This window comes from Candidatus Zixiibacteriota bacterium (assembly GCA_021159005.1).
Lineage (GTDB): Bacteria > Zixibacteria > MSB-5A5 > UBA10806 > 4484-95 > JAGGSN01.
Genome location: JAGGSN010000166.1, coordinates 1 through 16516, shown reverse-complemented (window position 1 = coordinate 16516; position 16516 = coordinate 1). Strand labels below are relative to the sequence as shown.

Genomic DNA, 16516 nt, shown 5'->3' with positions numbered 1-16516 from the left:
CATTCCCAACACTGCCCGCGTCATTCCCAACTTGATTGGGAATCCAGAGATTGGTCATGCCAACACTTCCTGCCTGCCGGCGCCCGCCTGTCTGCGGACACGGGGCACGGTATTTTTGTTATCCGCCATTGATTTAACATACAGATTTCTGGATTCCCGTTTTCGGGAATGACGTAAATGGATAATCATCGAATCAAAATCGATTTCTGAAATTTAATTACTCCTGTCTGCAGACAGGCATGAAATATTATGCAAAGCAAAAAGTGGAATGGCGATGTTTGCTGGAGTTTTCCAATGTCTTGTTGTTCTGTGGGCTGCGAATCAAGCAAGTTTCGCTTGTTGGATAATATTTAAAGAACTCTATGAAAAAGGCCGGACAGTAAAGATAATCATTATTATTCTATCTCCATTAAAATAGAATCGGTAATCGCAATTTGTCAACAATGTATTATTAAAACTGTAGGTAGAGACTCTTGAGGTTTTGACCATTCCAGCACTGACCATATCAAGACTACAAGAGTCTTAGTCTACTCTATTATAAACCCGCCCATAAGTTATTTTGCTATTCAAATAGATTTTAGCTGAAGCTCCCCAAAATAAATTTGACACTATAACATTTTTAATATAAATAACCGAACAGAATGATAATGCGAGCTGATGAAATAAAAAATGTCATTAGGGACAGCCTTCCCGAAAATGAGCAAATCGAGCAGTTTATTCCCAAAGCTATTGCTGATGGAAAATATATGTCAATAGCGACGACACCCTTAAGGGTGATTCTGTGTAAAAGAGGAATGTTTAAATACAGCTATGAGGACTTTCCCTGGGTTACGCTTAAAAAAGTTGTTCTCGAAGAAGGGGTTGTAAAAGGAACAATCTGTTTCTCCAAACAGGATGGCAGTGAGCTTCGTTTGCGAAACATCAAAAAAGAACATGCTCGCCAACTTTGCGGCTATGCTAGAACCATGATAGACAATGCCAGTCTGCGGAAATTACGAATGGGAAAAACCTGTCCCGATTGCGGCGAACTGGTTAAGCAAATGGCTAAGATATGCCCCTATTGCCGGCATGAATTTGAATAGTGATGTCTCTATAATCATTCCTCAGGCTTCGATTTGTTATCTTTGTCATCAGAGTAAAAATTCGGATACAGTTTTGAAGCGCATTGAGGGCATAGGCCATGTGTAAATTCGGCGTCTGAATGAGTTTTAACATACTCTCCTATATCTTCCCAACTGCCGTCATCGTTTCTAATTTTATTGCAGGAAGAACATATCGGAATAATACCGCTTAGTGTTTTTATTCTATCCAACGCATTCTGAAGTTTCATTATAAGAATATCCTGCTGTTTCTCTGCCCATTTTCGTTGGTTGATATTGCGCGCCACGCCTAAAGCTCCGGTGAGCTGTCCGTTAGAATCGCGCATGAAAGTTGACTGGCATTCAATCCAAATAAGGGCGCCGTCTTTGCTGATTAGTTCAAATTCATTAGCCTGGATAGTATTAAGGCTGTGGGTTTTACCGGTTATCTCAAGATTCTGCTCGTCAGCAGCTATTTTTTCAGCTGATTTCATTGATGAAGCCGATAAAAGCTTATCCCATTTAATATTCATTATCTCATCCGGGCTGTAGCCAATCATCTTTTCAATAGATGGACTGACATAGGTAATGTTCAACTTATTATCTATAAGCCAGATGACATCGGTTATATTTTCAGCAAGAAGGCGGTATTGTTCTTCACTTTTTTGCAATGCTTTTTCTGCCTGTACCCTATCGGTAATATTTCGAGATAGCGCAATAAGACGGCCTTCCGGCTTTTTAGGATTGCCTTTTGCGGCAATAGACAGCTCAAACCAATAAAGCCCGGTTTCTGTCCTAAGCGGATAAACTGCGCCGATATGCCGTCCTGTTTCGACTGCCTGTTTAATAGCATTCATTATGATGTTTACCGCATCCTGAGGAAGAATCTCGCTAACCGGTTTGCCAAGGAATTTATCCGGGGAGGCATATAAAAATTCAGGATAAGTAGCGTGAAAGTTATAGATTACGCCATTCCGGTCAACCTCAAATAAAATATCCGGAAGTGCATCCAAAGTAGCTTTCAATTGCAGATTTGCTTGATTTAATGCTTCCTTTGCGTTTTCTCGTTCGGTTATATCACGCTGTATCGCAATGTAGGAATAAATTTGATTATTCTTATCGTACATAGGGGAAATCTTAAATTCGCAAATAAAAGTACTGCCGTCTTTTCTTTTATTGGAGTGTTTGCCTGTCCATACCTTGCCGGCAGACACTGTTTTATAAATATTTTCCTGAATTTTCTTCACTATTTTTTCAGCATTCAAAATATCGGGGCTTTTGCCTATCAGCTCTTCTTCTGAGTATCCATATAGTTTTTTAACAGCATCATTAATATGAGTAATTTTGAAATCAAGGCTTGTTACAATTATGGCATCCGATACCTGTTGCATTACCGAACTTGAAAACTCCAGCGCCTTTTCTGCGCGAATGCGTTCGGTAATATCATTAAGGATACAGTGTGTTTGTTTGAAATCGCCTTCATTGCTATAGCTGATTTTACCGTTGATTTCCACAAGGATGCGATTGCCGTCCTTGCGAACTATCTCAAATTGTTCGCCATAGATTTCGCCGGCTTCTTTATATCGGGAAAAATATTCGCGGAAACGATCATGATAATCCGGCGATAAAAAATCGCCAAACCATTGGTTGATTGCTTCCTCGCGGGAATAACCAAGCAAGCTGCACCAGGCAGGGTTGACCTCAGTTATATAGCCATCCTCGTTAAGCGATTGATAACCCAGCGGAGATTTTAGATATAAGTTGCGGAATCGGTCTGCACTCTCTTTAAGTTTTTTCTCCATCGAATGTTTATAAAGCGCCATCTCAATAGTAGAATGAAGCTCTTTTACCTCAAAGGGCTTTAGCAGATAGCCGAATGGTTTAGTGTTTTTGGCTCTGTCTATCGTGTTGTCATCGGCATAAGCAGATAAATATATTATTGGTATATCATCACTTATATTAATCTGCCGAGCTGCCTCTACGCCGTCTATACCCCCTTCCAGTTTGATATCCATTAGCACTAAGTCGGGACGAAACTTGGCAGCTTTTTGTACTGCCTCTTCTCCCGACAGGGCTATTGTCGGCGCCTTATAACCAAGCTTTTGTAATCTGCTTTGAATATTTTTTGCAACTATCGGCTCATCTTCAACAACAAGTATATATGTTTCTGATGTCATCACTTCCCTCCTTTCTTAATATCAGTTGAGAACCGCCCAAAATGATTAATGCAATAATATATAATATTTGCATTTTCAAGCAAATGATATAATAAACTCCGTTTTGTTTTCTCTGTTTAATTCAATGGTTCCCTTAAGCTGTTTTGCTAATAAATTAACCAGCTGCAGCCCGAGCGTTTCTGTGTTTGCAAAATCAAAATTTTCAGGAAAACAAGCGCCGGTATCGCTGATTATCATAGTATAATGTCCGTCATCAGAATATAAACTAATTGCAATTTCGCCTTCCTCGCCATCTTTAAAAGCGTATTTTAATGAATTTGTAACAAGCTCATTGATAATCAACCCGCATGAAATTGCTTTGCTAATAGAAAATTGAATATCCCCTACATTGATACTTATTTTAATAGCTTCAATATTGATGCCAAATGAATTACATAAATTTTCCAAGAGATTTTCAATATAGCCGGTAAAATTAATTTGGGACAAATCGGAAGAATGATATAAGCTTTCATGAATCAGCCCCATTGCCCTGATGCGGTTTTGGCTTACTTTAAGTATTTCAAGAGTTTTATTATCTGTAACATGTTCCGACTGCAATTCAAGCAAACTGGAAATAACTTGAAGATTATTTTTTACTCGATGGTGTATTTCTTTAAGAAGGATTTCTTTCTCAGCGAGTGATTGTTTAACCTTATCCTCCGCCAGTTTGCGGGCGGTAATGTCTTTGAGTGTGCCTAATGCCGCTGTCTTGCCTTGGTAATTGAAAAGACCGGCGGTCATATTGACGTGATTATAGGCGTTTTTATTTTTTTGTATGACGCGGAATTCAAATTCTGCCGGTATATTTTCATCAGACATCAATTGTAAATATGCCTTTTCTAACAAATCCAGATCATCGGGGGCGATAAAATCCTTAAAATCTTTGCCTATAATCTCATCTAAGGAAAAACCTGATACATTAGCAAATGCCTCATTTGCAAACATAAGTTTTCGATTTTGGATAACAAAAACACCGTCTTGAATGTTCTCAATCAGAGTGCGGTATTTTTCCTCGGATTGCTTAAGCGCTTCCTCCGCTTTTTTATGCTCGGTGATATCCTGGCCATGCGCTATTACGGCAATTGGATTACTGCCGTCTGAGGTAAATAAAGTCGCCGAACTCCAGGATACAATCCGCACCGAACCATCTGTATGCATTATGGGGATTTCAACTTCATTCCATCTTTCGCCGGAAATAGTGCGCCTGATTAAAGCCATCGACTTTTCCCGCTGTTGTATCGGAAATAATATACCCAGTTGAGACTCTATCATTTCGCCCGCATTACGGCCTGTAAGCTGTTCGAAAGCATGATTAAATCTGGTTATACGTAATTCCGAATCCCAGACAATAATCGGGGCATTGGCATAATTAATCAAATTCTCAAGGTAATCGCGCGTTTCCCGAAGCGCTTCCTTGGCTCGCTTGAGTTTGGTAATATCAATCGTTTGGAAAACAATGCCTTTAAATTTCCCATCGTTATCTTTAAGCGGCTCCCAAGAGCTTGAGGCATACCATATTTCACCGTTCTTTTTTACCGCTTTATATTCAAAATCCTTTTCACATTTCCCCTCGCGGAAAGTGCACTCATAGAGTTTCCTTGCTTTTTCATTATCGTTCTCATGCACCATCCATGTCTGGTTTTTTTTCAACTCTTCTTGGGTGTAGCCTGTAATCTTTTCACAATTAGGGCTGACATATATGTTTTTACCTTTTTTATCAGTGATAGCCAAAAAACATGGAGCTGTCTCAACAATAGTTCTAAATCGCTCTTCCGCTTCCCGAAGCGCCTCCTCTGCCGCTTTGCGTTCGGTTATATCGCGAGCCACTGCATGAAAACCGATAATTTTATCGTTCTCAACGTTAAGCGCGGTATTTTGGGCAAACCAGAGTGTCTTATTATCTTTAGTCTGAAATGGATACTCTAAATAGCTTGTCGTTTCGCGCTTTAAATACTGCTTCATAAAATGAATTTGCGAGCTTCTTCTATACTCAGGCAATATTAAGTCAAGATAGTTCATTTGTCTTAGTTCTTTTATTGAGTATCCCGAAATATGTTGTACTACGGAGTTGGCAAAAAGAAAATTGCCGTTAATATCGGTCGTAAAAATTAGCTCGGTGGCATGCTCAACTACCTGACGATATTTTTTTTCAGATAATCGCAAAGCTTCCTCGGCTTTTTTCTGCTCGGTAATATCGCGGGCTGTTGAAAGAGTGCCGGTAACATTGCCATCAACATCTTTAAGAACTTGACACCACCAGGCAAGCAAGCGCTTTTCGCCGTCCCTGCGCCTTTGCCAGCTTTCAATATAGATTACGTTTTCATAGCCATTGAAAAGCGGTTGAGCAGCATTATGTGTTTTTTGCTCCCCCTCGAAATAATAGCTGGTTTCTTTGCCAATAACATCATCCCCAAAAAAATCATACCCCGCCTGATTAACCCAGGCATATTTCTTGTTAGCGCCAATTTCCGCAATAATATCGGGAACAGCGGCTAAGATTGCTTCATTTCGCAAAGACAAAACCCGCAGAGTTGTTTCGGTTCTCTTGCGTTCGGTTATATCTTCAATAATCTTTAAAATCATTTCCGGTTTGTTGTTATTATCATATATCACAACAGAACTGGCATGGCAGTATATCCAGTGGCCTTCTTTATGTTTTACCCGGTATTCGCAGACAGATTTTCTATTTCTAAGTGTTTCAGTCAGTTTATTTTTTAATATTGCCGCATCATTAGGATGAACTATAGATAGTTCATTAATGCCCATATTATCGCCGACATTGTAGCCAAAATTTATATAGTAAGCTTTATTACGGAATAGATGGTTGCCTTTAAGATTGGTCAGTATTATCGCATGGTCGGCAGTTTCAACCAAGGTTCTATACTTATTCTCGGATTGACAAAGTGCTATAGCCGCTTTTCGGTATGCGGTTATATTCTCAACAATGCCATCATAATATAAAGTTTTACCGTTTTTATCGCGAATCGTTCGGCAGTCTTCACGAACATATATGATAGAGCCATCACGTTTTGTCCAGGCAGAAATAAGGCCGCTTAACTGACCGTTTTTTTCGATACGATTTATGAAATCAACTCGTGAATATCCCGGCTCATATCCACCCTTTTCGAGATTTCGCCCTAAAAGTTCATCCACAGATAAATAGCCGAGCATTTTAGCAATAGCATTATTTGCTATAAGAATCCGGCCATCCGGAGTAGTCCGATACATGCCGAAAGAAGCGTTTTCGAATATACCGCTCATATATTCAGTAAATTGCCCCGACCCAGACCTGCAAAGCTTCTGATTTTCCGCTTTCAGCTTTTCATTTTCAATCTGTAATTGTTGAACGGTGTTTTGAATAGCAGCGAAAGCAGCTTCATTGATATTTATAATCTCATATTTATCATCAGGTTTGTTGTTGTTTTTCTTTTTATCGTCATGTTCCATAAAAGCCGCCGTTAAAAAAATATCCGCGCAACATTTACTATGCTATCTCTTAATACCTTAACCATTTTAATTAATAACATAATAACATTATTGTCAACAAGTTATTTTCATCGGAGTTTCTTCCTCCCCGTAGCGGCGAGGAATCCATGATTGATTTGCAAAAACACTTATTCTTTGTTATCTGACTTTGAGTTAGCAAACAGCCCCGCCTGCGACGAGAAGGTTTAGATTCCGGTTTTTACGGGAATGACAATGTTACTTTACCTATTGAGTGGTATATTCTTATCCCGGATTTTGCCGTTGGTTTTCTATCAATAAATCTAATTTAATATACCGCATCGAGTAGGTGTGTATTGCATACACACTTTTTTCACTTTTTAATGAAATCAACCACTATTCATATACAAAGTGAAAGAGATTGATAGCAGTGTTGTGAATGATAATTACTTCTATTCTGCATTATTCGTAAATTTTAATCCGCCATAGGCGGACTCTTCTACCAGAACTGTCGGAAGTAATCTCCGACAGCACAAGGCAACCTCCGACAGCATAAAAAACACTCTGTATTCTCAATAAGTTTTTGATATTGTTTCACTACTGTCCGGCCTTTTGTCCGCCTTAGGCGGATGCTATAATGATGTCATTCCCACACTGCCCGCGTCATTCCCAACTTGATTGGGAATCCAGAGATTGGTCATGCTGACAGCTTCTGCCTGCCGGCGGGCAGGACCGCAAAATCAGGGTTTATACGATAGGTGTCGGGTTAAATAAATGACCTCGTCCGCTTATTCGCTTCGCTCACTCGGAATCCGACCTGCGAATGAATAAATGCAACAAATCCCGATAGAATCTGTATTGTCCTTTTCAATCCCCCGCGCTTTTAGCTGGCAATCTCCGCTCTTCTGTCAATACTTCTATCTGTTCGCAATCTCCCCTAATCGGCGCAGGACCGCTATTTGTAAAATACTGCACAAGAAAAGTAACATCACTGCCAAGCAACTGGCAATCGGCATTGGCATCGCCGGCTAAAAACGGCATTGACTCCTGTCCTTCCCCTCTGAAGAAGTTAACTAAGAAAATCACATCAGAACCCATTAATATGCCATCGCAGTTGGCATCGCCGGGGGGATGTATAACCAGCTTGCGGTATTCGCTTTCGGGGATACCGCCATAAGTAATCAAGCTGTCGTCATCAATAGCTAAAACTTGCCAGTAAAACGTTTGTCCTGTTAATGTTAATGAATCAGTAGAGATGATAATCATTGTATCTGTAATACATTCGTATTTTTTGACATTATTGAAAAGGCTGTCGGTAGAATACTGCAGAGTGAAATCAAAGCTTGCGTTAGGGTCATAATCAAACGTATTGCCCCATCTGAACAGGGTATAATAATCAACCCATCTGGTTTCGGTTTCCGGATATATCAAAGAAAACGGTTCCGGCGGGTAGTTGAAATGATTTGTCCAGAAATTCTGAACAGCGCTCCAATCTGATTCCAGACCATCGTCATCGATAGTTTTTACGGTATAATAGAAATAAGCATTATCATCAAGGGTATCGGGAACGACAACTTGATTGATTCCCTGAGCGGTCGTATCCCAATATTGATAGCTGCCGCAGCTGGTATCCTCTATCAAATTGAAAACATATCGCAAGACATCGCTGTTATCATCGGGGTCCGGGTCGATAGCGTCATCCCAGGTTATAGTGGGCATGAGGGATATTACCTCTTCATCATCGGCAGGCGAGAAACCGGAGACAGGCGGGTTGGGCGCATGATTCTGATTAAGGTAGATAAAATAAAACAGGCTATCCGGCCAATTTGAAGATAGACCATAGCTGTCATCAGCCCTTACTCGCCAATAGTATCGAGTATCTGCTATAAGATTTTCGATATCCTCTAAATCGCCAAGCATTATGGCGAAAGCATCTTCTAATAGCATATCGGATGTTAGACCAGATTGATTTATTTCCGGCGTATTGAATAGCGAATCATCATCAATCTGAACAGCATACGATACGGCATCAAAACTATCAGGGTCTATACTTACAAGCCATGTCAGATAAATTGATGTATCTGCATTTGCATTATTTTCCGGAGCAATTATAACGGGTTCAATTGGATAACCATTGATATAGAAGCTCCTGGTTTCATCGCTGAATATCGGAGCGGCATAATCGTTATCAGCCTGTACGCGCCAATAGTATCGGGTCGAGCGAATAAGCGTATCGGATAAAGTATAGATGGTATCTGAGATAATTTCTGAAAATATGGGCGAGCCAAGCAAGGAATCGTCATCGATAAAAACAATATATGTTGCAGCATAACCCGAATCGATATCCATGGTTGATTGCCAGACAAACTGATAGGGAACATTGACAAGTATAGAATCCTCAGGCGGGCCGATTAAGCTGAAATTATTAAGCCCCGAACAACCAATGCTTAGCGCGCCTATTAAAGCTTCACAGTCATTGTTGTCCGGGGCGCAGGGTGATAAGTGAGATATATGAAAATCGTTATTAGCAGTATCACAGAAAGCCGGGTCTTGCGAGAAATTGTCGTTAGAATCGGCTTGGTCAGCGATATATCCAGTCCAGTCGCCGCCTTTATTGCCGAATATATCGGTGCAGGAGAAAACGGGAATACTACCTGACCAGCCTAATGAGTAAACCGCCTCGCCGGGTTCATTAAAGGCAATTATGCAATTATTAAATCCTATTGTGCCGCTGTAAGAATAGTTAAAATAAAATGCTGAACCGGTATCGGCATGGTTATGAGAAAATGTGCAATTAGAAAATGATCCCTCCGCCCTATCATCCAACATCATATTGCAGGTGGAGTAGATTACACCGCCTTTTTGAGCGGAATTATTATAGAAAAGGCAATTAGTAATATTGCCTAAATAGCCGGAACAGTAATATATTCCACCTCCCAATGCGGCAGAATTGCCGCTAATCTCGGTATTGGACATTGTGAAACCGTATCCGCCTTCATAACCATAAAAATATATTCCCCCGCCAGTGTTGTCTGCAATTAAGCAGCTGTCAATTGTCAGCGATATTATAAACGAGCCATGAAGAGCTGCTATTCCTCGCCCTTCATTGCCCTCGATTACACAATTTAGAATATTGCTCGGCGAACGGTCTTCAACATTGACAGGCGGTTCTTCACCCAACTCCGGCAATCCAAGGTCGATACCGTTTCCGCCATTGTTTCGAATAATACAACCGGAGATAGTGTTTTCATCGCTGTATGGTCCTGCGCAAAGAATGCCATCACCTGTATTATTTTCAACCGTAACGTTTAAAATAGTAGCAGGGTTTGATTGTAAGTAAGCCGAAACATAATAATTTATTCCTACGCCTATATTATCACTTACCAAACAACTATCTACTATGACATGACAGAGACTGGGATAAACACGTCCGAATTGTAAACCTCCGCCATCGTCATTGCCGAATATGCTGCACTTGAAAATATACGGAGCGGCATTTGACCAGATTCCGCCGCCCTTAATTGATGCTGAGTTGTCGGTAATCCTACAGCTTATTATTTCGGGAGAACTATCAAGAATATAAATGCCTCCGCCATAACCTGAAATGCCGATACCATTCTGAACCGTAAATCCAATTAATGCGGCTGTAGAATCCTCACCATTAACAAATCTTACTACACTTCCGGTATCAGCAACTATTGGAGTAATTGAAGTATCGCCATCGATAATAGTGCTGCATATATGCATGGTATCGCCATCGATGATAAATTCGCTGGAGACAATTATATTCTTGCCATCGAAAGTGATTCTCTCATAGTAGCGGCCATCAGCAGCCAGCACCGTATCGCCATCAGAGGATGAATCAATAGCTTCTTGAATCGATAATGAATCATCAGTAACGCGGATTATTGCGGCTGGCAATGAAACAATACTAAATAACAAAATAACACAAGCAAACAATAGCGCTATTCTCAAATATCCCTCCGTTGAAAAGTGATAATGCTGGCTTCATGGTTAAAAAAATTAATATCAGACTCGCTTCTTTTTCGGATAATAATAACTGAAGTGTTTATTTAGATTACCTATAGAATTTAACAGCATAGTTTCTAAATACATTCAAATCTCCCTCACTTTCATCCTACGCTGATAACCGTAAGCAACTTACTAATCAGCAAATACTTTGCCATAACTTGAATAATAATCAAAGGTTAGTTGAATTTTGTTCCAAATATGAACGAAATGAGCAAGGTAAAGATTATAAACTAACAATATCAATAAGTTAAAAAGAGGATGTAAGTTAACATCATAATATAACTGAGGATAACTTAATATTGCAAACTGGGGTTATCTATCCTGTATATGTATATATTTGCACAAAATATGCAAATATATACATGTTTATATGCTTCTTGTCTGTTAGCTCTGATGCGGTGATCTTCTCTCGGTTTGAAAGACACACAGAAAAGATATTATTGTCAAGGAACCATTAAAATTGAAACAAGAGAAATACTTTATCAACAAATTTACTTGCCATAATATAATAAATTTTATAATATACTTAATGGAGATGGCGTTATTTAGATTCAAATTCTGGATGGGGTTTAACAGCATTGTGATGCTTTTCTTAGCTGTTAATATCGGCACGATTGGTGTTGAGATTAATTCCGAAATTCCTTTCTTTTTCGCTCTTGGTTATTTAATATATATGAGCTATTATCTATCCAAGAACTCGATTACTCGCATATCGATGTTGTTGATAATAGCAATCATCGGTGTGCTATACTATCTTTTTGGTATAACATTTGGTTATCTGCCAGAAAGTGCGCATGCCTTGGCTTGGACACATGTCATTTTATCGCTGGTATTGGCTATTGGTGCCTTAGCGCATTTTAAAACCAGGGAGTAAGAATAATCGCAAGCCTTTTAATATGGCGGCAATATAATATTCAATAAGTTAGCGCGAAAATAAACATCAGACCAACCCGAACTATTCACAAACTTTAATGCATCAAAAGACACCTATAGGCGGCATAATATCAAGCCTGTTTAGCTAATCAGGACTACACAACTATCTTAAAATTATAGCAGGACGGGTTTTTTCCGAATCCATTTGGTGTAACTCAACATTAAATCCTTAGTCGGTCAAGTGTGAGTGAAATTTACTGCGGTTTTTAATATGACACTATCACACCGCGCGCTTCAAGTTGCGGGATATAGGTATCTATCGAAATACTATCCAGCGGATTTTGAATCAGATTCACCTCATCGCCAGTTCCAAGACCGGTGTTATTGACCAGAGACAGGATATTAGTAATCTCGTTAGTCACGAGGTATAAAGTCATTAATCCTGTTAAACTCTGGAGTGTTGATATATCAATTATGTCGTTTCGAGCTAATGATAAATAACTTAACCCTGTCAGGTTTGCCAAAGGCGATATATTCACAATATCGTTGCGCTGCAAAGCCAGGTAAACCAACCCTGTCAGATTCGCAACACCGGAGATGTCTGTAAGTTGATTGTCAAACAAGTCAGCCATTTCCAGACTATCAAGATTTTCCATACCATCGAGATTGGTAAGCAGATTATTATCCGCAAAGAGTTGTGTTAAACTTGTTAAATTCTCCAGCGGTGTTAGGTCTATCACTTGGTTATAGCTTAAATAAAGAGTCTCTAAACTTGTTAAATTCTCCAGCGGTGTTAGGTCTGTCACTTGGTTATAGCTTAAGTCAAGAGTCTTTAAATTGGTAAAATCTCCAAGCGCGGAAATAGAGGAAATCTGGTTGCTCTCAAGGTTCAAATTGGTTAGATATGTAAGAGTTGAGAGTCCTGAGATATTGGTTATGGAATTGTTGTAGATACTAATATTGGCTAAATTTGTTAAATTGGCTAATGACGGCACATCCGTTATCTGATTACTATTTAGAGATAATATCGATAAATTGCTTAGATTTTGGACCGGAGACATGTCGCTTATCTGGTTTTCATGAAGAAAAAGGTTGGTTAGAAGGGTTAAATCATCTACAGCATCAATAATTGTAATTTGATTATTTGAACCGCTCAACGTTGTTAATTGAAGCATTTCCTCGACAGCATCAATACTGGCAACACTATTATTAGCAAAATCAAGATATGTCAGATTTACCAGATTTGACAGGTAAGAAATATCTGAAATTTGATTATTGCCAATGTCAAGGTAAGTGAGATTTGTAAGATCGGATAAAACAGATATGTCAGTTATTTCATTAGCGGAGATATAAAGTGTTTCCAGATTAAATAAGCTATCAAGAGGTGAGATTTCTGTGATGTTGTTATCGCATATCCTGAAATCCCGAAGCGATTCAAAGTGTTCCAGTCCGCCTAAGCTGTGTACCTCATAATAACTATCGACGCGTAAGTCTGTAATCGTGTCAACGTCCGTAACATAGATTGTGTCGTAAAAGCTGCGGCCATCTATATGGTTGGCAACTACTTTTTTGAGATTTGTGTCCGCGAAAGCTACGACGGTGCTGTCAAAACTCCTGATTGTAAAATTCCATACCGGCCCCAGAGTTTGATTGTTATGGTCGTCTAACGCTTTAATCTGCCAATAATAGGTTGTACCGTAATCAAGTTGAGTCGAATAGTTATAAACCGTATCGTAATATCCGGAAACGAAATAATTACTACCAATTGATGCGGAATCAGTTTCCAAAGCAATGCTGTAATTAACATTATCGCCATCAGGGTCAGAACAACTCCAGGCGAATTGTACGGTTATTGCCTGGTCAATTGCCCCTGTTGGTGGTGAGGGTGAGGATGGTTCCGCCGGAGGAGTGTTTTCATCGGTTGAATCGGTGCTGCCGCTATCGCAGCTTATCATGAGTACACTGAAACACAGTAAGAAATAAACTATATATTTCATCTGTATAAAATCTCCTTTCATATTGTTTATAATAGATATTTCGGCAATTTACATAATAAGTATAACATAAACCGACCATTAGAATGATTACTATATCTTTTCCTCGATATGGTAATTGCTGCCTGGAAATCTTTACGTAACGAAATCATTCTTTTTCTGAACCACCTGCATGTAGAAAAACAGTCACCTGGCATGTTGGAGACCCAATTTATATGATGAGCGGTATTGAGACCAACGGAGCAAAGCGACCTGTCAAAGGTGAACTTGACTATTATCGTCCTTGGGGATGTGCATGTTTTGTAATGCCTTTTATTGAAGCACTGGGGAGTTGATCGCATCGCCAACCAAGAGCGAACCATGAAAGTTACCATGACTCGTCTACCCATGAATGACCATGTAGCCCGCAATAACGATTAGCAAGATAGCCGCGAATCGTTGAAATTTCGCCTGCGGGATTCGTTTGATGGCGCGTTTGGCTGACCAGGTTCCTATAATCATTGCGCATCCCATCAGAACAGCCAGAAACCAAAACTCATTATCAAGCACTATATATCTCTGATAAACGAAGGTCTTCACACCATGCATAACAAGAGCTGTAGTGGCTTCGCTGGCTATATAGGCAGCTGGAGGAAGGCCCAGGGAGAGAAAAATACCAGCTCCGAGAGGCCCTGCACTTCCTACCAGCCCGGATAGAAAGCCAACTATTCCTCCACCTGCGATCAAAAATACGGAACCTGGCTTGATCTTCAGTAAACCGAAGTACTTCAGCGCGACGAAGATTATAATGGCAAGACCAATCAGGCGCATGACCAAATCTTTTGGCAGCTGGACGAAAAAAAAGGCTCCCAAAACACTGCACGGAACCGCCCCAATTAGAAAAAACCCGATCGGTTTCCAGTGTATCTGCGAAAACCCAAAACCGGCACGAGAAACATTGCCGATGAACTGGGCAATAGTCAACAGCGGGACAGCTTGTGTAGTGCCAACGGTGGCCGCAAGAAGCGGGAGCAAAAGGAGCGCGCCTCCAAAGCCTGCGGCCCCTGAAACTGCCGCTGCCACCAAAGAGGCCAAAAAGAGCGCTAAAAGATCAAGCAATGAGTTCATCTTTACTAACGCTACAAGTTTACTTTTTGGAGGATAGTATTATGCTAGGCTGTTGAAAAACTATTAATAGCAACAGATTCTCCTTGCTCAGTGAGAAAAAAACTTAAGCACTGCATTATTATGTTGCTTTGCTTTCACACACAAAGTAACTGAATACTTGTCCTTTTACAAGCTATATTTATCAAGAGTTTCCCAGTTTTTTCAACGGGTAGCCGCTGGCGAGATGTACCCAGAATCTGCGGCAACTTTGAACCACTCTGGCGCCAATCTTGATAAGCTTGCAGCGGATTGTCGATACTTGAGCATTCTCCAGAATTGTCCCTTTGAGATACTTCTTCAGCGCTGTTATCAGAACATAACCAATAGCATGCATAACCAAACGGAACTGATTAGCTGCAAAACGATGACAGCTTAACCGGCCAGCCTTTAAATCGTTCTTTAAATTCTTTGATTCTATTCTCGCAGTCGCCTCTTAAAGCGTAAAAATCATACAGCCTTTCCGGAGTACCAGTCATGTTAGTTGCCACAAAGCGATGATTAGAACCTTTGTCATTATGCTCCGCTTTTATAATTATCCGGAGAGGCATGTCCCATGAATTAGCCTGATAATCAAAATCATCAAAAAGACGCTGCTTGGTCTGGGTTTCGCAATACTTCTCTTTGGCAGTATCTCTCAACTTCTCTCCGCAAGCAAGTACTCTGTTGTTGGTAATAAAACCAATTATGTAGTCTATGCTCTCAGACTCACAAAATTCATACAAATCCGGAATAGCAAAACCGCCATCAGCACGGAATGTTATTTCAACATCTTTAAAAGCCTCTTTTAACTTTTTGATAATCCGCCTTAATATTGCCACTATCCTGCGACTGGCATGAGCATTGTCTGGTCTCAAGACTGCCGTTATCAACTCACCTGTATCACCATCATAAATCAACAAAGGATGGTAAATATAATTTCCATAATAACCATGAAAAAGTGATAATTGCTGATTACCGCAAACAGGAGCATCCGTTGAATCAGCATCAATAATAATTTTCAAAGGCGAAGAACCGACAACCGTATCTTTTGATTTATTCGAAATATAAAAGTCAAGCAGATAGTCTAAAAGCTTGAAAATTTCTTTGAATGTTACCCCGTTCTCAAACCGGGAAATAGTCGGCTGGGAAGCTAACGGTTCATCCGACAAAAGTCGTCCTGTTACACTTTTTAAAATGGGATCATGCCTGAGTTCATCAGCATCATTGGCATCCTCATAGCCAGCCATAATCTGATACGTCCGTTGACGAATTAAATCTAAAATAGGTTGTTTGGTATAACTCTGATGGCGTTCATCATCGATACAATCGCCCAAACCCTTGGTCAAACCCAACTCCTGATCCAACTGACGCAGTAACAGTAAACCCGAATCGGAGGAAATCTCGCCGCCTTTGAAATCAGCTGTAAGATTTTTCTTGACGAAATACGAAAATGATGATTGATTACACTCTGTCAATTTTAAACCTCCTTGTTTTAGTTGTTAACATATTATTATTCTAAGACTTGGAGGCCTTTTTGTGAAGCTAAAAATAAATTTGTGAATTATTCGGGTTAGATTGCATAATCATATAATGTCACTACTGTCCGGCCTTTTGTCCGCCTTAAGTGAATGCTATAGTGATGTCATTCTCACACTGCCCGCGTCATTCTCACACTGCCCGCGTCATTCCCAACACTGCCCGCGTCATTCCCAACACCGTCCGCGTCATTCCCAACTTGATTGGGAATCCAGAG

At 40.1% G+C, this 16516-nt stretch carries 9 protein-coding genes; 2 read left to right on the top strand and 7 right to left on the bottom strand.

From position 1 onward, the window contains the following. Window positions 1-641 precede the first annotated feature (641 nt). Window positions 642-1082: a PH domain-containing protein gene (locus J7K40_10620; protein ID MCD6162852.1), complete on the top strand. Its 441-nt coding sequence runs from the start codon at window positions 642-644 to the stop codon at window positions 1080-1082. Window positions 1083-1096: 14 nt separating this feature from the next. Here the strand turns inward: J7K40_10620 and J7K40_10615 are convergent, their stop codons facing one another. The 3 genes from J7K40_10615 to J7K40_10605 form a co-directional block, all read right to left on the bottom strand. Further along, the gene (locus J7K40_10615) at window positions 1097-3256 is read right to left on the bottom strand and encodes a PAS domain S-box protein (protein MCD6162851.1); all 2160 of its coding nucleotides are present in this window, start codon (window positions 3254-3256) and stop codon (window positions 1097-1099) included. Window positions 3257-3331: 75 nt separating this feature from the next. Next, on the bottom strand, window positions 3332-6742 hold the full coding sequence (locus J7K40_10610) for a PAS domain S-box protein (GenBank protein MCD6162850.1): 3411 nt from the start codon (window positions 6740-6742) through the stop codon (window positions 3332-3334). An 864-nt stretch (window positions 6743-7606) separates the two neighbouring features. Continuing rightward, complete coding sequence (locus tag J7K40_10605; protein MCD6162849.1) at window positions 7607-10714, bottom strand: hypothetical protein; 3108 nt, start codon at window positions 10712-10714, stop codon at window positions 7607-7609. A 586-nt stretch (window positions 10715-11300) separates the two neighbouring features. Here J7K40_10605 and J7K40_10600 point away from each other — a divergent pair. Beyond that, window positions 11301-11645, top strand: coding sequence for a hypothetical protein (locus tag J7K40_10600; protein MCD6162848.1), 345 nt, complete (start codon window positions 11301-11303; stop codon window positions 11643-11645). Window positions 11646-11910: 265 nt separating this feature from the next. On the opposite strand, the gene J7K40_10595 is transcribed toward J7K40_10600, so the two are convergent. The 4 genes from J7K40_10595 to J7K40_10580 all read right to left on the bottom strand — a co-directional run bounded on the left by J7K40_10595 (window position 11911) and on the right by J7K40_10580 (window position 16238). After that, window positions 11911-13641 carry a leucine-rich repeat domain-containing protein gene (locus tag J7K40_10595; GenBank protein MCD6162847.1) on the bottom strand — a complete coding sequence of 577 codons (1731 nt, stop codon included), beginning with the start codon at window positions 13639-13641 and terminating at the stop codon, window positions 11911-11913. A 378-nt stretch (window positions 13642-14019) separates the two neighbouring features. Further along, on the bottom strand, window positions 14020-14736 hold the full coding sequence (locus tag J7K40_10590; protein MCD6162846.1) for a sulfite exporter TauE/SafE family protein: 717 nt from the start codon (window positions 14734-14736) through the stop codon (window positions 14020-14022). Window positions 14737-14926: 190 nt separating this feature from the next. Then, window positions 14927-15202, bottom strand: coding sequence for a transposase (locus tag J7K40_10585; GenBank protein MCD6162845.1), 276 nt, complete (start codon window positions 15200-15202; stop codon window positions 14927-14929). Beyond that, on the bottom strand, window positions 15135-16238 hold the full coding sequence (locus J7K40_10580; protein ID MCD6162844.1) for an IS1380 family transposase: 1104 nt from the start codon (window positions 16236-16238) through the stop codon (window positions 15135-15137). Before J7K40_10580 ends, J7K40_10585 begins: the two co-directional genes overlap by 68 nt. Window positions 16239-16516 lie beyond the last annotated feature (278 nt).